This is a genomic window from Nocardioides sp. Z21_20 (genome assembly GCF_059766585.1).
This window is the reverse complement of record NZ_JCBAJX010000005.1, coordinates 199,309-219,324: the sequence shown is the minus strand read 5'-3', so window position 1 is coordinate 219,324 and position 20,016 is coordinate 199,309. Positions and strand designations below refer to the sequence as shown.

Sequence of the window (20,016 nt, the reverse complement as noted above, 5' to 3'; positions counted from 1 at the left end):
CTCCTGGATGGCGAGAGGAAGGGCGGGCGACCGTCCCAGCGGGCTGTGGGGCCGGGTCGCGGCGTACTCGGGAGCCTAGCCATAAACGAGAACGTGTTCTAGTCTCACGCTCATGCGCACCGACATCTGCGAGCAGTTCGGCATCGACTACCCGATCTTCGCGTTCACTCCCTCCGAGCACGTCGCGGCGGCCGTCTCGCGCGCCGGTGGCCTGGGCGTGCTCGGCTGCGTGCGGTTCAACGATCCCGAGGAGCTCGAGAGGACGCTCACGTGGCTCGACGACAACACCGACGGCAAGCCGTACGGCGTGGACATCGTGATGCCGATGAAGGTGCCGACCGAGGGCACCTCGCTCGACCTGGCCGCGATGATCCCCGAGGAGCACATCTCCTTCGTCGAGCGCACCCTGCAGAAGCTGGGCGTCCCGCCGCTGCCCGAGGGCGAGGGGCGCGAGGGGGTGCTCGGCTGGCTGCACTCGGTGGCCCGCTCCCACCTCGACATCGCGCTCAACCACCGTCCGGTGCTGATCGCCAACGCATTGGGTTCCCCGCCCAAGGACGTCATCGACAAGTGTCACGAGCGCGGGGTGCAGGTCGCCGCCCTCGCCGGCGCGGCCAAGCACGCGGTCAACCACGTCCGCAACGGCGTCGACATCATCGTGGCGCAGGGCTACGAGGCAGGCGGGCACACCGGCGAGATCGCCAGCATGGTGCTCACTCCCGACATCGTCGACGCCGTGGGTCCCGACGTGCCGGTGCTCGGCGCCGGTGGCATCGGCTCGGGGCGGCAGGTGGCGGCGTCGCTGGCGCTGGGGGCGCAGGGCGTGTGGACCGGGTCCATCTGGCTCGGCACCACGGAGTACCAGAACCTGCAGTCGCACGACGGCTGGACCGAGGCGTTCACCCGCGCCACGTCGAGCGACACCGTGCGTACCCGGGTCTACACCGGCAAACCGGCCCGCCTGCTCAAGACGAAGTGGACCGAGGCCTGGGCCGAGGAGGGCGCACCGGAGCCGCTGCCGATGCCGCTGCAGAACCTGCTCGTCGCCGAGGCGCACAGCCGGATCAGCGCGTCGGGGGACCCGGACGTGATCTCGATGCCGATCGGCCAGATCGTGGGCCGGATGAACGAGGTGCGCCCGGTCGCGGACGTGATGGCGGACCTGGTCGCGGAGTTCGACCAGGTCGTCGCCCGGCTCGACTCGCTGCGCGGGGCGGCCGCTCCTCTCTGAGCGGGGCCGCTCAGGAGCGGTCGGCGACCCGCTCGGCCAGCGCCACGGCTGCCCGCTGCGCCATCGTGGCGGTCTCCGGGTCGGCGGCGGCCTGCTCCGGCACCAGCCCGGCCAGCAGGCCGGCCGGCTGGGTCAGCCACACCCACGCGCGCCACGGCTCGATGCCGGCGGCGAGCAGCGGTTCGAGCAGCGGGGCGAGGTCGGGGCGGGGCTCGCCGTCCTCGGTGAGCTGGAAGGCGGGCACCAGCGTGCGCTCGTCGGCCGGGACGACCAGCAGCCGGTGGTTGTTCGCGGCCTTGTGCACGGCGAAGCGGGTGGCGTCGGCCGAGGTCCCGCGCACCTCGGCCAGGGTCTCGTAGGTGAACCAGTCGCTGGCCAGCAGCTGCTGGCGCAGCCGGGCCAGGCGGGCCAGCTGCAGCAGCGCCACCGGCACCGCGTGCTCGGGCTCGGATCCGTCCTTGTGCAGCATCGCGTCGAGCTGCTCGAGCTGCTCGAGGCTCAGCGGCTGCTGGGTGTTGGGGTCGGTCCAGGCCGCGCGCCCGTCCGCGTCGCGGGTGAACGTCGGCAGGCCGGCCTCGGTGAGCTGGTCGGTGAGGTGCAGGTCCTCCAGCCAGGTGGCCAGGCGCTCGCCGAGCTCGGTTGCGCGTTCGTCGGGGGAACCGTCCTGCGAGGTCATGGGACCAGCCTGCCGCATGTCCGTCCCGCGGGGTCTCGCGGGCTCCGTCCGACCGCGGCGGGGGCCATGATGGGGGGAGCGTCGACATCCGCCGGGAGGCACCCGTGACCGAGACCATCGCAGGCATCCAGATCCCCGACACCGAGCTGGCCCGCGCGGCGACAGCGCTGGTGCGTGAGGCGAACGACGACCCGGCGCTGGGCGACGCGCTGTTCCACCACTCCCGTCGCGTCTTCCTCTGGGGCATGCTCAAGGCCCGGGCGCGCGGACTGCAGGTCGACCCCGAGCTTGCCTACGTGGGCGGGATGTTCCACGACCTGGGGCTCACCCGCCGCTACCGTCAGGCCGATCAGCGCTTCGAGATCGACGGTGCCGAGGTCGCCTTCGACTTCCTGCGCGAGCATGGCCGCTCGGAGTCCGATGCGGGCGACGTGTGGCTGGCCATCTCCCTGCACACCACCCCCGAGGTGCCGTTGCGGCTGGCCCCCGAGGTCGCCGTGGTCACGCTGGGCGTGGAGACCGACGTACTCGGGCTGGGGTTGGCGGAGATCGGCGAGGAGGTCAGGCGCGCGGTGCTCGAGGCCCACCCGCGCCCCGACTTCAAGCGCCGGATCCTGCGCGCCTTCTACGAGGGGATGGCCGATCGCCCGGACACCACCTTCGGCACCATGAACGACGACGTGCTGGCGCACTTCGACCCGCACTTCCGGCGGCGGGACTTCGTCGACGTCATCCAGAACAGCGCCTGGCCGGAGTAGGGCCGGGCCGGGCGCGCTGGGTGCGCGCTGGGGCAGAACCACCGACGCGGGGCTGGGCGGCGCGCGTGCTCCAGGGCACGCCCGCGATCGGAACTTCCCCCGTGGACGGTCCGTTGAACGAGCATCATGCGCAAGAAGAAGCCCCGACCAGGCCAGGCCATTCACACTCGAACTGAGGCGCCTCGAGGCGCCGTGGCGGGGATGGGTGGCCGATGATCACGATCCTGTCGCTCCTGCTGGGTCTGCTGGTGGTGTTGGCCATCACCGCCGCGACCGGCTACTTCGTGGCTCAGGAGTTCGCCTACATGGCGGTCGACCGGTCCCGACTGAAGGCGCGCGCCGCCGCCGGGGACGCCACGGCCGCGCGTGCGCTGCGAGTCACCCGACGGACCTCGTTCATGCTCTCGGGCGCCCAGCTGGGCATCACCGTCACCGGGCTGCTGGTCGGCTACGTCGCCGAGCCGCTGATCGGTGACTCCCTCGGCACGATGCTGGGCGGTGTGGGCGTCCCGACGGCGGTCGGCGTCGGGATCGGCACGGTTCTGGCGCTGGTGTTCTCCACGCTCGTGCAGATGCTCTTCGGTGAGCTGTTCCCCAAGAACCTGGCCATCTCCCGCCCCGGTCCGGTGGCGGACTGGCTGGCCCGATCAACACTGGCCTACCTGAAGGTGACCGGCCCGCTCATCTGGGTGTTCGATCAGTCCTCCAACCTGTTGCTGCGCGCCCTACGCATCGAGCCGGTGCACGACGTCGAGCACTCCGCGTCGGCACGCGACCTCGAGCACATCGTGGCGGAGTCACGCGCGGCCGGCGACCTGCCCGAGGAGCTGTCCGTGCTGCTCGACCGGGTGCTGGACTTCCCGACCCGAGACGTCGAGCACGCGATGGTGCCGCGCAACCGAGTCGACGTCGTCAGCGTCGGGACCGAGGTCTGCGAGGTACGCCGGCTGATGGCTGCCGGACACTCCCGCTACCCGGTCACCGACGCAGAGCAGGGCATCGTCGGCGTCGTCCACCTCGTTGACGTACTGGACGCCGCCCCCGGTGCCACGCTGGCCGATCTGGTGCGCCCGGCGCTCGTCGTACCGACTCGGATGGCGCTGCCGGACGCGCTCGAGGAGCTGTCCCGCACCCGCAACGAGCTGGCCGCCGTGGTCGACGAGTACGGCGGGTTCGTCGGCGTGCTGACCTTGGAGGACCTCGCCGAGGAGCTGGTCGGTGAGCTGACCGACGAGCACGACCGCGCCGAGCCGATCGTGGTCAACGACACCGGCGGCTCCTGGCTGATCCCGGGGGACCTCCCGCTCGACGAGGTCGAGCGGACCCTCGACCAGGACCTGCCGGAGGGTGACTACCAGACCCTGGCCGGCCTGGTCATCGCCGAGCACGGCCGGCTGCCCGAGGTCGGCACCCTCATCGAGATCCGACTGCCCGATGACCCGGCCGACCTGGCCCACGACGAGGAACCGGGTCCCCGCCATGCGCGCTTGGAGGTGATCGAGGTCGAGCAGCACGTCCCCTCGGTCCTGCGCATCACCATCGAGCAACACCCGGCCGAGGAGAAGTCCTGATGGAGAACCCGATTCTGGTGGCCGTCGCCACCGTTGTCATCATCGCCGCGAGCGCGTTCTTCGTGGCTGTCGAGTTCGCGCTGATGGCCGCCAAGCGGCACCGCCTCGAGGATGCGGCTCCCGACAGCCGGTCCGCTCGGGCGGCGTTGCGCAGCTCCTCGGAGCTCACCGTCCTGCTGGCCGGCTCCCAGCTGGGCATCACGATCAGCGTGCTCGCCCTGGGCGCGATCACCAAGCCGGCGGTCCACCACTGGCTCACGCCCCTCTTCGAGGGTTGGGGCGTCGCGGTCTGGCTCGCCGACGTGACCGGGTTCGTGCTGGCCCTGGTCGTGGTCAGCTTCCTGCACCTGGTGGTCGGCGAGATGGCCCCCAAGTCCTGGGCGATCGCACATCCGGAACGCTCGGCCACGATGCTGGCGATCCCGATGCGCGGCTTCATGTGGCTGACTCGGCCGCTGCTGCGCGCGCTCAACGAAGCGGCCAACTGGTGCCTGCGCAAGGTGGGGGTGACGCCGATCGACGAGATGGGGGCAGGGCAGGACCTCGCCGGGCTGCGTCAGCTCGTCGAGCACTCCGCCAACGTGGGCGCGCTGGACGCGTCGTACTCGGTCCAGCTCTCGGGTGCGCTGGAGCTCGAGACCCTCACCCTCGGAGACCTGGTGCGGGCCACCCCGACCACGGCCGTGCCCGAGGGGGCCCGGATCGCCGACGTGCAGGCCGCCAGCCGGCGGACCGGCCATCTGCGGATCCTGGTCGGAGGCGCCGAACGACCAGTCGGTGTCGTCCACGTGCGTGACACCCTCGAGTCGGACGAGACCGAGCCGATCACCGCCGTGACGCGGCCAGTGCTCACCCTGTCCGCCGACACCAAGGTGTACGCCGCCCTGGCGCGGATGCGCGAGACCAGCAACCAGCTGGCCGTCGTGACCGACCCGAGCGAGGGCGACCGGATGCGTGGTCTGGTCACCATCGCCGACCTGCTGCAGCGACTGTTCCCGCTGCGCGAACAGCCGGCGTAGCCGACCCGGACGTGGCGGCTGGCTGCAGGTTTCCCCGGCCGACCGGGGAAGCCTGAACTTGTCGGCCGAAATTTCGCCTGACAAGTTCAGCGATCCCCGGTCGGCCGGGGAAACCACCAGGGGCAGAAAGGCCCAAGACCCGGCGTCAGGCCCGCGCCACCACCGCGTACGCCGTGCCTCGCTCCTCGCGCACCCAGAGCGGGTCGGGGGCGGCCGTGCCCTGGCGGACCAGCTCGCGCTTGAGGATCTTGTGCGTCGCGGTGCTCGGCAGGTCCGCGGCGATCCGGACGTAGCGGGGCCAGGCCGTGGGGGAGAGGTCGCCCTGTGCGGTGAGGAAGGCCTCGAGCTCGGCCGGCTCGAGGCGCGCGCCGTGGTTGAGCACGAGCGCGGCCATCACCTGGTCGCCGTCCCGCGCGCCGGGCACGGCGTAGACGGCCACCCGATTGATCTTCCGCAGCCGCATCAGGATCCGCTCGAGGGGCGCGGGAGCGAGGTTCTCGCCGTCCACCCGCAGCCAGTCGTCGGTGCGCCCGGCCAGGGAGACGAAGCCGTCCGCGTCGCGGTAGGCGAGGTCGCCGCTCCAGTACATCCCGTGCCGCACCCGCTGGGCGGTGGCGCGCTCGTCGTTGTAGTAGCCGGAGAACCAGCAGGCGCCCTCGGTGTTGACCAGCTCGCCGATCGCCTCCGCGGGGTTGGCCAGCGCGCCGTTCTCGTCGAAGAGCGCCCGGGGGCACTCCGCCGCGGTGGCGGGGTCGTAGACGGCGACGCCCGCGTACGGCTGGCCCACCGAGCCCGGCGGTGTCTCGTCGACGCGCAAGATGACGACCGCCGCCTCGGTCGAGGCGAACCCGTCGCGCACCTCGCAGTCGAAGCGGCGCCCGAAGTCCGCGATGTCACGCTCGTCGGCCTCGTTGCCGAACGCGACGCGCAGCGGGTTGTCGGCGTCGTCGGGCCGCTCGGGCGTCGCCAGCACGTAGGCGAGCGGCTTGCCGACGTAGTTCATGTAGGTGGCGCCGTAGCGGCGGACGTCGTCGAGGAAGCGCGTGGCGCTGAACTGCGCCAGCGCCATCGCCGCTCCCGTGCAGATGCCGACCGCCCACCCGGCCAGGAGCGCGTTGGAGTGGAACAGCGGCATCGACAGGTAGCAGACGTCGGCGCCGGTCAGGGTGTACCTGTCGCGCAGCGTCATCCCCGCGATCAGCACCATCACGTCGCTGAGCGGCACCGCCTTCGGGTCGCCGGAGGTGCCCGAGGTGAAGATCAGCATGAACGTGTCGAAGGGCTCGCTCTCCCGGTGCACGACGAGGTCGCGCGGAGCCGCGGACAGCAGTTCGGCGTAGGCCGCGCTGGAGGTGTCGACGACCCGGACGTCCCCGAGGTCGAGGCCGTCGAGCAGCGAGTGGTGCTCGGCGTCGGTGAGCAGCACCTGGCACTCCGCGAGCCGTACGTCGCGCGCAAGGCCGGCGCCGCGGCGGGTGGTGTTGATGCCGCACAGCACGAAGCCGCCCAGTCCCGCGGCGGCCAGCGCCCGCGCCATGTCGGGGGTGTTGCCGAGCAGGACGCCGACGTGCAGCGGCCGGGCCGGCGCGGCGACCCGGATCAGCGCCCGGGCGAGCTCGGCGGCTTCGGCCAGGTGCTCGCGCCAGGTCCAGCAGCGATCACCGAACCGCAGCGCGGGGGTGTCGTCGTCGAGTCTGGTGCGCAGCAGCTGCTGCACGGTCTCCTGCACCATCGGTCCTCCAGGGTCCGGGTGCGCCCAGCGCACGACGTGGGCCTAGAGGTACCAGATTTCGCCGCCCGATGTGCGGTGAGTCACGTTGTCACACCGGCTCGGTCGCCAGCGCACGCCCGATCGCCCGTGCCTGCTCGGTGGTGCCCCCGAAGGCGAGCTCGAAGCGCTTGGCGGCGGTGAAGTAGCGGTGCGCCTCTGCGTCGAGGTCGATGCCCACCCCGCCGTGCACGTGCACGGTGGTGTGCGCGACCCGGTGCCCGGCGTCGGCCGCCCACAGCTTGGCGGTGGCCACCTCGGTCGTCGCGGGCAGCCTCTCGTCGAGGCGCCAGGCGGCCTGCCACAGGGTGAGCTGCTGACCGAGCACGTCGATGTAGCCGTCGGCCAGGCGCTGCGAGACCGCCTGGAAGGAGCCGATCGGCCGGCCGAACTGCTCGCGGGCGCGGGCGTACGACGCGGTCAGCGCCGACGCCCCCTCGGTCACCCCGAGCTGCTGGGCGCAGGCCGCGAGCACCAGCAGGTCGCGCAGCCGCCCGTCCACGGTGCCGTCCGCCGGCCCGACCAGCCGGTCCCCGTCGAGCTCGGTGTCGTCGAGCTCGAGGCGGGCGACGGTGTCGCCGTCGGAGACCCGGCCACCGACCAGCCGCGCCCCGGCGTCGTCGGGGAGCACCAGGAAGACGCCCACTCCGCGCGGCGTCTGCGCAGGCACCAGCAGCGCGTCGGCGTCCATCCCGGCTGGCACCACGACCTTCGTGCCGCGCAGGCGGTGCCCGGTGCCGCCCGGCGTCGGGGTGGCCGTGGTCGTCGGCCGCACCGGGCAGAAGGCGTGCTCCTCGGAGACCGCCGCGGTGAGCAATACGGCGCCCGAGGCCGCGCCCGGGAGCCAGTGGTCCTGCTGGGCGAGGCTGGCGTGCTCCGCGAGCAGGCGCCCGGCGGGCCCGTGCCAGGCCAGCGGCACCGGCGCCACCCGGCGGCCGACCTCGACCAGCACCCGGCAGAGCTCGATCAGCCCGAGCCCGGCACCGCCGTGCGTCGCGGGCAGCGCCAGCGACAGCAGCCCCGCCGAACCCAGCTCGGCCCACAGGTCCCGGTCGAAGCGGTCCCCGCCCTGCTCGACGGCGCGCATCCGCTCCGGGGTGGCCCGGTCGGTGAGGATCTCGGCCGCCAGTGCGGCTGCCGACTCCTGCTCGGCGGTGAAGGTGAAGTCCACGGTTCCCCTATCGCTTCGCGGCCGGCAGGCCGAGCCCGACGTAGCCGATGATGTCGCGCTGGATCTCGTTGGTGCCGCCGCCGAAGGTCATTACCAGCGACGAGCGGTGGTAGCGCTCCAGGCGCCCGGCGAGCACCGCTCCGGGGGAGTCGCCGGTCAGCGCCGCGGACGGGCCGACCACCTCCATCAGCGCGCGGTAGACCTCGGTGGCCAGCTCGGAGCCGTAGACCTTGGTGGCCGAGGCGTCGGCCGGGGAGAGGTCGTCGACGGCCGCGGCGAGGCGCCAGTTGAGCAGGGTCAGCATCTCGACGCGGGCATGCGCGCGGCCGAGCAGCACCTGCACCCACTCGGCGTCGACGACGCGCTGGCCGTCGGGGGTCTTGGTCTCCTGCGCCCAGCGCCGGACGAGCTCCAGGGAGTGCGCCAGCGGAGCCGAGGAGGTGAGGGCGACCCGCTCGTGGTTGAGCTGGTTGGTCATCAGCGACCAGCCGCCGTTGAGCTCGCCCACCAGGTTGCCGGCCGGCACCCGGACGCCGGAGAAGTAGGTGGCGCTGGTGCCGACCCCGGCCAGGGTGTGCACCGGGGTGTAGGAGAAGCCCGGCGCGTCGGCCGGGACGAGGAGCATCGACAGGCCCTTGTGGCGGGGCAGGTCGGGGTCGGTGCGGCAGGCCAGCCAGATCCAGTCGGCGTACTGGATCAGCGAGGTCCACATCTTCTGCCCGTCGATCACCCACTCGCCGTCGTCGAGCGTGCCGTCGAGCACGGCCCGGGTGCGCAGCGAGGCCAGGTCGGTGCCGGAGTCGGGCTCGGAGTAGCCGATCGAGAAGTGCAGCTCGCCGGCCAGGATCCGGGGCAGGAAGTAGCGCTTCTGCTCGTCGGTGCCGTAGCGCATGATCGTCGGCCCGACCGTGTTCAGCGTCAGGTAGGGGATGGGTACGCCGGCGACGGCCGCCACGTCGGTGAAGATGAGCTGCTCGATCATCGACCGGTTCTGCCCGCCGTACTCCTCGGGCCAGCCGATGCCGAGCCAGCCGTCGCGGCCGAGCTGGCGGACGACCTCCTTGTAGACCTCGCCGTCGCCGAACTCGCCGGAGGCGGCGGCGAGCGCGGCCCGGCGCTCGGGGGTGACCAGCGCGGCGAAGTACTCGCGCAGCTCCTCGCGCAGCGCCTGCTGCTCGGTCGTCAGTGCCACGTGCATCGCGCTCTCCCACACCAGCCGAGCACCCCGGGGGGGTGAGGGCGACGAGGGTGGCGCCCGCACCCGGCAAACTATAACCTGTTCTCGTTTTGGTCCACCGTCCGCGCGCCGACACCCCGGAGGCAGCACCATGACTGAGACCCGCCTGCTCGACCACGGCACCCCGCCCGAGCGCTTCGCCCGCGGCTGGCACTGTCTCGGCCTGGTCCGGGACTTCGCGGACGGGGAGCCGCACGCCGTCGAGGCCTTCGGCGGCAAGCTCGTGGTCTGGAGCGACACTGCCGGCGAGGTGCACGTGCTCGACGGCTACTGCCGCCACATGGGCGGCGACCTGACCCAGGGCACGGTCAAGGACGACGAGATCGCGTGCCCGTTCCACGACTGGCGCTGGGGCGGCGACGGGAAGTGCAAGGCGATCCCCTACGCCCGCCGCGTGCCGCTGCGTGCGCGCACCCAGGCCTATCCCACCGCCGTGCGCAACGGCCAGCTGATGGTCTGGCACGACGCCGAGCACGGCCCCGCCGACCTGACGATCCTGCCGCCCGAGCTCGACGGCGTGGGCGCCGACGCCTGGACCGACTGGACCTGGAACGTCCTCGACGTGCCCAGCGCGCACTGCCGCGAGATCGTCGACAACGTGGTGGACATGGCGCACTTCTTCTACATCCACTTCGCCTTCCCCACGAGCTTCCGCAACGTGTTCGAGGGGCACACGGCCTCGCAGTTCATGGAGTCGACCGGGCGTCCGGACATGGCCGGCGCCGGGTACGGCGACGAGAGCCTGGTGCTGAGGTCCGAGGCGACCTACTTCGGGCCGTCGTACATGGTCAACTGGCTCAACGTCGACTTCAAGGGCTTCGAGACCGAGGTCGTGCTGGTGAACTGCCACGTGCCCACCTCCGACAACTCCTTCAAGCTCCAGTACGGCCTGTGCGTGCGCAAGCCCGAGGGCCTCGACGAGAAGACCGCGCAGTACATCGCGAAGAAGTACTCCGACATGTTCGGCGACGGCTTCATGCAGGACGTGGACATCTGGCTGAGCAAGGCGCCGGTGCAGAACCCGCTGCTCTGCGAGGAGGACGGGCCGGTCTACCAGCTGAGGCGCTGGTACGAGCAGTTCTACGTCGACGTCGCCGACGTGACCCCGGAGATGACCGAGCGCTTCGAGTTCGAGGTCGACACCACCAAGGCCAACGAGTTCTGGCGCGCCGAGGTGGCCGAGAACCTCGCCCGCAAGGCCGCGGAGGACCGGGCGGCCGGCTCGGACGACGCGAGCGGCACCGCCGGACCCGACACGCCGCGCGGCGTGATGACGGGCACCTGATGGCCTCGTTCGTGCCGTCGCGCGCGGAGACGCTGGAGGACCAGCGCCTCTACACCCAGGCCCGGCTGGTCGAGGTGGACTGCCTCGACTGCCTGGCCCGGGTGGGGGTCAAGAAGAACAGCGAGCACCACACCTCCATCCAGTGGCCGGAACCCGCGCTCGCGCAGTGCCAGGAGTTCGCGAAGATGTCCTCGGCGCCCGGTGGGCGCCGCGTGCACGCGCCCTGCCCCAGGCTGGCCGCGAGCATCGAGTCCGCTGTACGTGACGGGGCGATCCCGATCGGAGCCGAAGATGGATACTGAGTCCTTCACCCTCGAGGTGCTGGACGTGGTCGTCGAGACCGCGGACGCGCACTCGATCGTGCTGGCCCTGCCCGACCGGGGCCGTGAGCACTTCGCCTACACGCCGGGCCAGTTCCTCACCGTCGCGGTGCCCAGCGACCAGACCGGGATCGCCGCGCGCTGCTACTCGCTGTCCAGCAGCCCCGGGGTCGGCGATGAGTCGCTGACCATCACCGTCAAGCGCACCGCGGACGGCTACGCCTCGAACTGGCTGTGCGACAACGTGCGCCCCGGCGACACCCTGCGGGTGCTGCCGCCGAGCGGGATCTTCAGCCCCAAGAGCCTCGACGCCGACCTCCTGCTGTTCGCCGGCGGCAGCGGGGTCACCCCGATCATCTCGATCGTGCGGACCGCCCTGGCGCAGGGCAGCGGCCGGATCGTGGTGTTCTACGCCAACCGCGACGAGCCCAGCATCATCTTCAAGGACGCCTTCCGCGAGCTCTCCGCCGCGCATCCCGACCGGCTGGTCGTCGTGCACTGGCTCGAGACCGTGCAGGGGCTGCCGACCCAGGAGCAGCTCAAGGCGTTCGCCGCGCCGTTCACGTCGTACGACGCGTTCGTGTGCGGGCCCGCGCCGTTCATGAAGGCCGCGGTGAGCGCGCTCAAGGAGCTGGAGCTGCCGCGCGAGCGACGCCACCAGGAGAAGTTCGTCTCGCTGGGCGGCAACCCGTTCGGAGAACTGGCGGACGTCCAGGAGGCCGAGCACGAGATCCAGGCCGCCGAGACCGACGACGACGACGCGGCCGCCGACGTGCTGGCCGTGGCTCCTCAGGCGCCGGTCAAGGTCGAGGTCGAGCTCGACGGCACCGACTACAGCTTCGACGACTGGCAGCCGTCGGTCACCCTGCTCGACCACCTGGAGGCCAAGGGCGTCCCGGCGCCGTACTCGTGCCGCGAGGGCAACTGCTCGGCGTGCGCCTGCCGGGTGCTCGAGGGCGAGGTGAAGATGCTGCACAACGAGGTGCTCGACGCCGAGGACCTCGCCGACGGCATCCGGCTGGCCTGCCAGGCGGTCCCGGTCACCGACACCGTGAAGGTCACCTACCACTGAGGGGTCCACCCCCAGGCTGCGTTCGCACAAGTGTTCGAACCCGTGGCACCATAGGGGAGTGGCCGGTGGGATGAACAAGCGCGGTGGGGGGATCCCCATGGCGGAACGGGTGCGGCTCGGTGCGACCTCCGATCCGGGCCCGGTCGAGCCCCCGTCGGAGGAGGGTCCGGCCAAGCACTGCTGGGTCGCCGACGCGATCGACCGACACGGCGTGAAGCGGCCGGGGCTGCTCGTGGAGTGGCGCCAGGCGCCGGTCGGCTGGGAGGGGCGCGTGCTCTACGCCGCGATGCTGCGCCCGGGGGAGTGGGCCGTGGTCGAGGAGTGGCTGCCGGCCGAGCTGCTGACGCCGCGCTGAGCGACGCCCCGTAGCCTCGGCACGTGGTCGCTGATGCCGAGATCGTGCCGGAGGGTCCGACGTCCTTCGTCGTCCGGGTGGGCGGCACCGACCAGTCCCACGTCGACCTCGCGGACCCGACCCGGCTGGTCTTCGACTACGTCCGGCGGATGGCCGACGTGGTCGACGCACACCGCCCCGCCGGCGAGCCGATGTCGGTCGTGCACATCGGAGGGGCCGGCCTGACGCTGGCGCGCTACGTCGCCGCGACCCGTCCCCGCTCCGGGCAGATCGTGCTCGAGCCCGCCGAGGAGCTGACCGCGCTGGTCCGCGATCGGCTACCGCTGCCGCGCCGCAGCGGCATCAAGGTGCGCCCCGTCGACGGAAGGGCCGGGCTGCCGGCCCTGCGTGACGCCTCCGCCGACCTCGTCGTGCTGGACGCCTACGCCGGCGCGCAGGTGCCCGGCGAGCTCGTCACGGTGGAGTGCTTCGCCGAGGTCGCCCGGGTGCTGGCGCCGGACGGGCTCTTCCTGCTCAACCTCGCCGACCGCGCGCCGTTCGCCTGGACCCGCCGGGTGGTGGCGGGGTTGCGGACCGACTTCGCGCACCTGCTGCTGAGCGCGGAGCCGGCCACCCTGCGCGCGCGCCGGTTCGGCAACCTGCTCGTGGTCGCCTCCCGCGCCGACGTGCCCGAGCTGGCCCTGCGCCGTCGGGCCGCCAGCTCGGAGCACCCCTACCGCGTGCTCGGCGCCGCCGAGCTGAGCGACTCCTTCGGGGGCGGCGCCCCGCTGTGCGACCAGGCGACGGCGCCCTCACCGGCGCCTACCCGCTGACCGGCAGTTCGGCGCCTACTGGGCTCTCCCTCTTGACCACCCGCGGGAGGCGGCAGCCCCTGCGGTCCAAGGCGCCGCTCGCCGCCCGCCTACCCGCAAGTAACTGGAGGATCGCACGCACCAGGTGCACGGGAATCTCCAGTTACCTGCCGGTCACCTGAGGGAGTCCACCGTTCGCAGGCCTCACCGGCGTACGGCCGTCCGATCCGGACACACCCGTCAGCTCAGGCAAACGGCGGGGTCACCATCCGCGCTCGCGCCACTCCTTCAGATGGGGTCGCTCTACACCTAAGCGAGAGTCGTTGCCGTGTCCGGGGTAGAACCACGTGTCGTCGGGCAGCGTGCCGAAGATCTTGGTCTCCACCTCGTCGACGAGCTGGGCGAACGCGTCCGCGTCGCCGAAGGTGTTGCCGACCCCGCCGGGGAACAGCGAGTCGCCGGTGAACAGGTGCGGGTGCCCCTGCGGGTCGTCGTAGACCAGGGCGATCGAGCCGGGGGTGTGGCCGGCGATGGCGAGCACGCGCAGCGTCTGGTCGCCCACGCCGATGGTGTCGCCGTGTGCCACCCGGCGGGTCACCTCGACGCCGGTCTGCTCGGTGATCGCGTCCGCGTCGGGAGCCCCGGCCACCACGGCCGCGCCGGTGGCAGCGACCACGTCGGCCAGCGCGCGGTGGTGGTCCCAGTGCTGGTGCGTGGTGACCACGGCGCTCAGCCCGGCGTCGCCGATCAGCGGAAGCAGCCGCTCGGGCTCCGCCGCCGCGTCCACCAGCAGCTGCTCGCCGGTGGTCAGGCAGCGCAGCAGGTAACAGTTGTTCGACATCTTCTCGTCGACCGCGAGCTTGGTGATGCTCAGGCCGGGGAGCTCGCGGGTGTCGGGGGAGCCCCCGGGGGTCACTTCGCCGGTGTACGTCGCCATGCGCCGATCCTAGGCAGGGTGCCGCCGCTGGTGCGGAGCGCAGCGCCGGCCGCGGACGGGTCGGCGCGCCCGGTCAGCCACCAGGCCAGCTCCGGCGCCCCGCCCGAGACCACCGGCCCCTCGCCCTCGCCCACCTGCCAGGTACGGCGCAGGTCGGTCGCCTCGATCCGGAACGGGCCGGACTCGACGAGGTCCGCGGCCAGCTCGTCGAGCAGGCCGGTGAGGAAGTCGGTGGGCCACGCGCCCGGCCCGTAGTCGAGGCCGAGATCGGCATGGTGCACCTCGACCTCGCGCCGGCGCCCGGGGACGATCGCCGCGCCGGGGACCCGCGGCCCGCCCGGCACCCGGGGCACTCCCGCGGCCCAGGCCTCGGCGGGCACCCGGGTCACGGCCTCGTGGAACAACGCTGACTCGGCGAGCAGTCGGCCGCGCAGCGTGGCGGCATCGGCGGTGGCCAGTCCGTCGATGTCGGCGTCACGCTGGGCGGCGGAGGCGTAGAACGCCACCTCCTCGCCGCGGGCGAGCCCGTCCAGCGCAGCGGCCAGACCCGCGGCGTTCAACGCGAGGTGGGCCACCACGTGGGCGCGCGACCACCCCGGCAGCACCGACGGCGCGCGCAGCTGCTCCTCGGAGAGCGCGTCCACGGAGCGGAGCAGCCGGCGAGTGGACTCCTGGCAGGCGGCCAATGCGTGGGCATCCATGGGTGACATTCAACACCTCGCGTGCGGGCATGGCGCGCCTCGTAGGATCGTTGACACGACAGGCGTGGCGGGTTGCACTCGACCCCGTGATGGCGAACACTTGTTCGAACCCGGCGCCGTGTGCTGCGCCCGTCGCGTCTCGAGACGCCGACCCGACCCCGACCCTAGGAATGCTGTGACCGACCAGATCCTCATCCGGGGTGCTCGTGAGCACAACCTCAAGGATGTCTCACTCGAGCTCCCGCGAGACTCGCTCATCGTGTTCACCGGACTGTCGGGGTCCGGCAAGTCGAGTCTCGCCTTCGACACGATCTTCGCGGAGGGACAGCGCCGCTACGTCGAGTCGCTGTCGGCCTACGCCCGTCAGTTCCTCGGGCAGATGGACAAGCCCGACGTCGACTTCATCGAGGGGCTCTCACCCGCCGTCTCGATCGACCAGAAGTCCACGTCGAAGAACCCGCGCTCCACGGTCGGCACGATCACCGAGGTGTACGACTACCTGCGCCTGCTCTACGCCCGCGCCGGTCGCCCGCACTGCCCCACCTGCGGGGCGCCCATCGAGCGGCAGACGCCCCAGCAGATCGTGGACCGGATCCTCGACCTCGAGGAGGGGCGGCGGTTCCAGGTGCTCGCGCCGGTCATCCGCGGGCGCAAGGGCGAGTACGTCGAGCTGTTCAAGCAGCTGCAGACGCAGGGCTTCTCCCGCGCCCGGGTGAACGGCGAGACGCACGCGCTCGACGACCCGCCCAAGCTGGACAAGCAGAAGAAGCACACCATCGAGGTGGTCGTGGACCGCCTCGCGGTCAAGGAGTCCTCCAAGCGTCGGCTCACCGACTCCGTCGAGACCGCTCTCGGCCTGGCCAGCGGGCTGGTGGTCTTCGATTTCGTCGACCTGGACGCCAAGGACCCCGGTCGGGAGATGAAGTTCTCCGAGAAGATGTCGTGCCCCAACGACCACGCCATCGACACCGACGACCTCGAGCCCCGCTCGTTCTCCTTCAACTCCCCGTTCGGCGCCTGCACCGTGTGTCACGGCATCGGCACCCGGATGGAGGTCGACCCCGAGCTCGTCGTGCCGGACCCCTCGGCCACCCTCGGCGAGGGCGCCATCCAGCCGTGGAGCGGCGCCCACGTCGCGGACTACTTCCTGCGGATCCTCGGCGCCCTCGGCAACGAGCTCGGCTTCGACCTGAACACCCCCTGGGAGCAGCTCTCCGCCAAGGCGCAGAAGGCCGTGCTGGACGGTCACCCGACCAAGGTGCACGTGCGGCACCGCAACCGCTACGGGCGCGAGCGCTCCTACTACACCGAGTTCGAGGGCGTGCGCAGCTACATCGAGCGGCGCCACAACGAGGCGGAGACCGACACCAGCCGGGACCGCTTCGAGGGGTTCATGCGCGAGGTGCCCTGCCCGGCCTGCGGCGGCAGCCGGCTGCGTCCGGTCTCGATGGCGGTCACCCTGGGCGGCAAGAACATCGCCGAGGTGTGCCGGATGCCGATCAACGAGACCGCGGAGTTCCTGCGCGAGCTCGACCTGAGCGAGCGCGAGCGCCAGATCGGCGAGCGGGTGCTCAAGGAGATCCAGGAGCGCCTGAACTTCCTGCTCGACGTCGGCCTGGACTACCTGTCGCTGGACCGCCCCTCGGGCTCGCTGTCCGGCGGGGAGGCTCAGCGGATCCGGCTCGCCACCCAGATCGGCGCCGGGCTCGTCGGCGTCCTCTACGTCCTCGACGAGCCCTCGATCGGGCTGCACCAGCGCGACAACCAGCGACTCATCGAGACGCTGGTGCGGCTCAAGGAGCTGGGCAACACGCTGATCGTCGTCGAGCACGACGAGGACACCATCCGGGCCGCCGACTACGTCGTCGACATCGGCCCCGGGGCCGGGGAGCACGGCGGCCAGGTCGTCCACGCCGGCTCGGTGAAGGGGCTCTACGAGCACCCCGACTCGCTGACCGGGCAGTACCTCTCGGGGCGCCGCGAGATCGCGGTGCCGCAGATCCGACGGCCGAAGACCAAGGGCCGCGAGCTGACCGTGCACGGCGCCCGGGAGAACAACCTGCACGACGTCGACGTGTCGTTCCCGCTGGGCATGTTCGTCGCCGTCACCGGCGTCTCCGGGTCGGGCAAGTCCACCCTGGTCAACGACATCCTCTACACCGCGCTGGCCAAGCAGATCTACAACGCCCGCACCATCCCGGGCCGGCACCGCAAGATCACCGGCACCGAGCACATCGACAAGGTCATCCACGTCGACCAGTCGCCGATCGGCCGCACGCCGCGGTCCAACCCCGCGACGTACACCGGCGTCTTCGACCACGTCCGCAAGCTCTTCGCCTCCACCCCGGAGGCGAAGATGCGCGGCTACCTGCAGGGTCGGTTCTCGTTCAACGTCAAGGGCGGGCGCTGCGAGGCCTGCCACGGCGACGGCACCATCAAGATCGAGATGAACTTCCTCCCGGACGTCTACGTCCCCTGCGAGGTCTGCCACGGGGCGCGCTACAACCGCGAGACCCTCGAGGTGCACTACAAGGGCAAGACCATCGCCGAGGTCCTCGACATGCCGATCGAGGAGGCGGTCGACTTCTTCGGTGCGGTGCCCGCGATCGCACGCCACCTGAAGACCCTGGTCGAGGTGGGCCTGGGCTACGTGCGCCTCGGCCAGCCCGCGACCACCCTGTCGGGCGGCGAGGCGCAGCGGGTCAAGCTCGCAGCCGAGCTGCAGAAGCGCTCCACCGGACGCACCGTCTACGTGCTCGACGAGCCGACCACCGGCCTGCACTTCGAGGACATCCGCAAGCTGCTGCTGGTGCTGGGCCGACTGGTCGACCAGGGCAACACCGTGTTGGTCATCGAGCACAACCTCGACGTGATCAAGACCGCCGACTGGCTCGTCGACATGGGCCCCGAGGGCGGTTCGCGCGGCGGCATGGTCGTCGCCGAGGGCACCCCGGAGGAGGTCGCCACGCACCCGGACAGCCACACCGGCCGATACCTGGCGCCGCTGCTCGAGGGGCGTCACGCCACCGCCTCCGAGGCGGTGGACGCGCCGGCGCCCGTGGTGAAGGTGACCAAGGCCGCGGCCAAGCGCGCGGCCGCGCTGGAGCGCGCCGAGAAGGCCGCGGCCAAGAAGGCGGCTGCGGAGAAGAAGCCGGCGAAGAAGGCGGCCGCCAAGAAGGCCGCCGCACCCCGGAAGGCGGCGCGCAAGACGGTGGCGCCGAAGGGCTGAGCGGCGTGACTAGGCTGCGGTGCGAGGTACGTCAGATGAGGAGTGCAGGATGACCCACGAGTTCCAGCCCAGCCGCAGGATCGTCTTCCACGGGTTGGGGGCGCTGGCCGTGGCGGCAGCGCTCGCCGGCTGCGCGGGTGATGACGACTCCGAGCCGGGCTCCGGCTCGAAGGAGGACGGCGGCTCCTCGGGCGGGGCGAGCTCCTCGGGCGGCGGGAGCGCGGCGGCAGGCGAGTCGCTGGCCACCACCGACGAGGTGCCGGTCGAGGGCGGTGTGATCCTGGTCGGCGCCAAGATCGTGGTGACCCAGCCCAGCGAGGGCGAGTTCAAGGCCTTCTCCGCGATCTGCCCGCACCAGGGACAGCTGGTCACCGACGCCGGTGACGGCACGATCGTCTGCTCCTACCACGGCAGCGAGTACGACGCCGCCACCGGCGACGTCACCCAGGGCCCGGCCACCACCGGGCTGACGCCGGTGGAGATCAAGGTCGAGGGCGACCGGATCCTGCTGGTCTGAGCACCGACGGCGGCTGCGGTTCCGACGGCGGCTGCGGCGCCGACGGGGACCGCGGCGCCGGACGCTGAGCCGAGGTCCGGCAGGCGAGCCGCCACCGGGCGTCGCGCGGGCTCGGGCGGCGGTCCAGCCTGCGGTCGAGCAGCTCGCGTGCCTCGTCGTAGCGGCCCGCCCGCAGCAGGGCGCAGATCCGCGTCTCCTCGAGGATCTCGCGCTGGGCGTCGGAGCCGCCGAGGCGCCAGCTCACCGCGCTCAGCCGGGCCAGGCCGTCGGCCGCCTGTGAGGGCTGCCCGCGGTGCAGGGCGAGCAGGGCGCGTGCCAGTGGAGCCACCACCTCGCGATGGGTCGGGTGCGCGTGGGCGGCGCTGCGCGCGGCGAGCCGCTCGAGTCCGCAGCCGTCGCCGAGGGCGAGCAGCGCCACCGCGGCGTGCATCGCCACGAACGGCGTCGCCGGCCGCGCGAGCACCTCAGGGCCGACCGCCGCCGCGACGTCGTCGAGCGAGGGGACGTCCTCGGCCCCCGGGGTGAGCGCCCAACGCCACACCAGCGACCCGGTGTCCACCAACGCCCGACTGCCCGGAGCGCTCGACGGCGTCAGCTGGGAGCGGTGGCGAGCCCGGACCGCCGGCAGGTCTCCCAGCGACAGCTCGTGCAGCGCGGCGTGCCAGGAGAAGTGGCTACGTCCGTCGCTGCCGGCGCCGTGCGTGCTCACCCAGTCGTCCATCCAGGCCAGGCCGGCGCCGTGATCACCGGTCTCGTAGTGCGCGTGGGCCCGGGCGTGCGCCGAGTGCCCGGCGGTGGGCTCGACCGCGAGCGAGCAGTTCGCCAGGTCCATCGCCTCGTCGTGGCGGCCCTGCTCCTGGCGGACGAAGGCCAGCATCCCGGCGAACCACCAGTCGTCGCCGTAGGCATCGGCGGCGCCCTCCACGAGGCTCCACGCCTCGGCCGGCACCTCGGTCGCCCCGGAGAACGCGATCGTCGGCACCGCCACCGACAGCAGCAGCGCGTCGCGCGGACAGTTGCGGACCTGCGCCAGCAGCGGAGCGGAGTCACCCCGGACATGGGCGATCACCGCCTGCACGTGGCGCCGCTCGCGCTCGGTGGCCCGGCGCGCGTGCAGCTCCGCGTCGCGCAGCCGGGCCGCCACGTCGACCGGCACGCACATCTCGTAGCCGAGCAGGGCCAGGGTGGAGTGCGCCAGCGCGAACGTGGGATCCAGGGCCAGCGCCTCGGCGATCGACCCGGCGGCTCCGCTGCGCAGGCGCAGCACCTGCGAGAGCCCGCGGTTGTACGCCGCGGCCGCCTCGCGGCTGGTGGTCTGGGGGAGCCCGTACAGGTCGTGATGCCGCATATAAGTACAGTAAACCAGTAGACAAAGATT

Annotated in this window: 18 protein-coding genes; 11 read left to right on the top strand and 7 right to left on the bottom strand. The window is 72.1% G+C overall.

All coding sequences use genetic code 11. The features are described 5' to 3' along the window. Positions 1-112 precede the first annotated feature (112 nt). Positions 113-1,231 carry an NAD(P)H-dependent flavin oxidoreductase gene (locus AC6EH9_RS11045; protein ID WP_498423057.1) on the top strand — a complete coding sequence of 373 codons (1,119 nt, stop codon included), beginning with the start codon at positions 113-115 and terminating at the stop codon, positions 1,229-1,231. 10 nt (positions 1,232-1,241) lie between these two features. Here AC6EH9_RS11045 and AC6EH9_RS11040 read toward each other — a convergent pair whose 3' ends face one another. After that, positions 1,242-1,907 carry a hypothetical protein gene (locus tag AC6EH9_RS11040; RefSeq protein ID WP_498423055.1) on the bottom strand — a complete coding sequence of 222 codons (666 nt, stop codon included), beginning with the start codon at positions 1,905-1,907 and terminating at the stop codon, positions 1,242-1,244. A 104-nt stretch (positions 1,908-2,011) separates the two neighbouring features. Between AC6EH9_RS11040 and AC6EH9_RS11035 the strand changes: the two genes are divergently transcribed. From AC6EH9_RS11035 to AC6EH9_RS11025, 3 genes are all read left to right on the top strand, one after another. After that, positions 2,012-2,665 (top strand): HD domain-containing protein, encoded by a 654-nt coding sequence (locus AC6EH9_RS11035; protein ID WP_498423053.1) that lies wholly within the window; start codon positions 2,012-2,014, stop codon positions 2,663-2,665. A gap of 212 nt (positions 2,666-2,877) precedes the next feature. After that, positions 2,878-4,236, top strand: coding sequence for a hemolysin family protein (locus AC6EH9_RS11030; protein ID WP_498423051.1), 1,359 nt, complete (start codon positions 2,878-2,880; stop codon positions 4,234-4,236). After that, on the top strand, positions 4,236-5,255 hold the full coding sequence (locus AC6EH9_RS11025) for a CNNM domain-containing protein (protein WP_498423049.1): 1,020 nt from the start codon (positions 4,236-4,238) through the stop codon (positions 5,253-5,255). Before AC6EH9_RS11030 ends, AC6EH9_RS11025 begins: the two co-directional genes overlap by 1 nt. Positions 5,256-5,400: 145 nt before the next feature. Here AC6EH9_RS11025 and fadD1 read toward each other — a convergent pair whose 3' ends face one another. From fadD1 to AC6EH9_RS11010, 3 genes are all read right to left on the bottom strand, one after another. After that, on the bottom strand, positions 5,401-6,987 hold the full coding sequence (gene fadD1, locus AC6EH9_RS11020; RefSeq protein ID WP_498423047.1) for a fatty-acid--CoA ligase FadD1: 1,587 nt from the start codon (positions 6,985-6,987) through the stop codon (positions 5,401-5,403). A gap of 88 nt (positions 6,988-7,075) precedes the next feature. Next, on the bottom strand, positions 7,076-8,194 hold the full coding sequence (locus tag AC6EH9_RS11015; protein WP_498423046.1) for an acyl-CoA dehydrogenase family protein: 1,119 nt from the start codon (positions 8,192-8,194) through the stop codon (positions 7,076-7,078). Between the two features lie 7 nt (positions 8,195-8,201). Then, on the bottom strand, positions 8,202-9,392 hold the full coding sequence (locus AC6EH9_RS11010) for an acyl-CoA dehydrogenase family protein (RefSeq protein ID WP_498423044.1): 1,191 nt from the start codon (positions 9,390-9,392) through the stop codon (positions 8,202-8,204). A gap of 130 nt (positions 9,393-9,522) precedes the next feature. On the opposite strand from AC6EH9_RS11010, the gene AC6EH9_RS11005 reads away from it, so the two are divergent. The 5 genes from AC6EH9_RS11005 to AC6EH9_RS10985 all read left to right on the top strand — a co-directional run bounded on the left by AC6EH9_RS11005 (position 9,523) and on the right by AC6EH9_RS10985 (position 13,275). After that, positions 9,523-10,716, top strand: coding sequence for a 3-ketosteroid-9-alpha-monooxygenase, oxygenase component (locus AC6EH9_RS11005; protein WP_498423043.1), 1,194 nt, complete (start codon positions 9,523-9,525; stop codon positions 10,714-10,716). Beyond that, positions 10,716-11,018: a hypothetical protein gene (locus AC6EH9_RS11000; RefSeq protein WP_498423041.1), complete on the top strand. Its 303-nt coding sequence runs from the start codon at positions 10,716-10,718 to the stop codon at positions 11,016-11,018. Before AC6EH9_RS11005 ends, AC6EH9_RS11000 begins: the two co-directional genes overlap by 1 nt. After that, positions 11,008-12,108 carry a 2Fe-2S iron-sulfur cluster-binding protein gene (locus AC6EH9_RS10995; RefSeq protein ID WP_498423040.1) on the top strand — a complete coding sequence of 367 codons (1,101 nt, stop codon included), beginning with the start codon at positions 11,008-11,010 and terminating at the stop codon, positions 12,106-12,108. Before AC6EH9_RS11000 ends, AC6EH9_RS10995 begins: the two co-directional genes overlap by 11 nt. Positions 12,109-12,205: 97 nt before the next feature. Next, positions 12,206-12,463: a hypothetical protein gene (locus AC6EH9_RS10990; protein WP_498423038.1), complete on the top strand. Its 258-nt coding sequence runs from the start codon at positions 12,206-12,208 to the stop codon at positions 12,461-12,463. 23 nt (positions 12,464-12,486) lie between these two features. Further along, positions 12,487-13,275 (top strand): spermidine synthase, encoded by a 789-nt coding sequence (locus tag AC6EH9_RS10985; RefSeq protein WP_498423037.1) that lies wholly within the window; start codon positions 12,487-12,489, stop codon positions 13,273-13,275. Positions 13,276-13,516: 241 nt separating this feature from the next. On the opposite strand, the gene AC6EH9_RS10980 is transcribed toward AC6EH9_RS10985, so the two are convergent. Together AC6EH9_RS10980 and AC6EH9_RS10975 are read right to left on the bottom strand one after the other, a co-directional pair. After that, positions 13,517-14,191 (bottom strand): MBL fold metallo-hydrolase, encoded by a 675-nt coding sequence (locus tag AC6EH9_RS10980; protein ID WP_498423035.1) that lies wholly within the window; start codon positions 14,189-14,191, stop codon positions 13,517-13,519. Then, complete coding sequence (locus tag AC6EH9_RS10975; RefSeq protein WP_498423034.1) at positions 14,167-14,892, bottom strand: maleylpyruvate isomerase family mycothiol-dependent enzyme; 726 nt, start codon at positions 14,890-14,892, stop codon at positions 14,167-14,169. The genes AC6EH9_RS10980 and AC6EH9_RS10975 overlap by 25 nt, the downstream gene beginning before the upstream one ends. A gap of 175 nt (positions 14,893-15,067) precedes the next feature. On the opposite strand from AC6EH9_RS10975, the gene uvrA reads away from it, so the two are divergent. Both uvrA and AC6EH9_RS10965 read left to right on the top strand, forming a co-directional pair. Next, positions 15,068-18,121 (top strand): excinuclease ABC subunit UvrA, encoded by a 3,054-nt coding sequence (gene uvrA / locus AC6EH9_RS10970; RefSeq protein WP_498423032.1) that lies wholly within the window; start codon positions 15,068-15,070, stop codon positions 18,119-18,121. A 49-nt stretch (positions 18,122-18,170) separates the two neighbouring features. Next, positions 18,171-18,638 (top strand): Rieske (2Fe-2S) protein, encoded by a 468-nt coding sequence (locus AC6EH9_RS10965; protein WP_498423030.1) that lies wholly within the window; start codon positions 18,171-18,173, stop codon positions 18,636-18,638. On the opposite strand, the gene AC6EH9_RS10960 is transcribed toward AC6EH9_RS10965, so the two are convergent. Then, on the bottom strand, positions 18,604-19,986 hold the full coding sequence (locus AC6EH9_RS10960) for a tetratricopeptide repeat protein (RefSeq protein ID WP_498423027.1): 1,383 nt from the start codon (positions 19,984-19,986) through the stop codon (positions 18,604-18,606). The genes AC6EH9_RS10965 and AC6EH9_RS10960 overlap by 35 nt on opposite strands. Positions 19,987-20,016 lie beyond the last annotated feature (30 nt).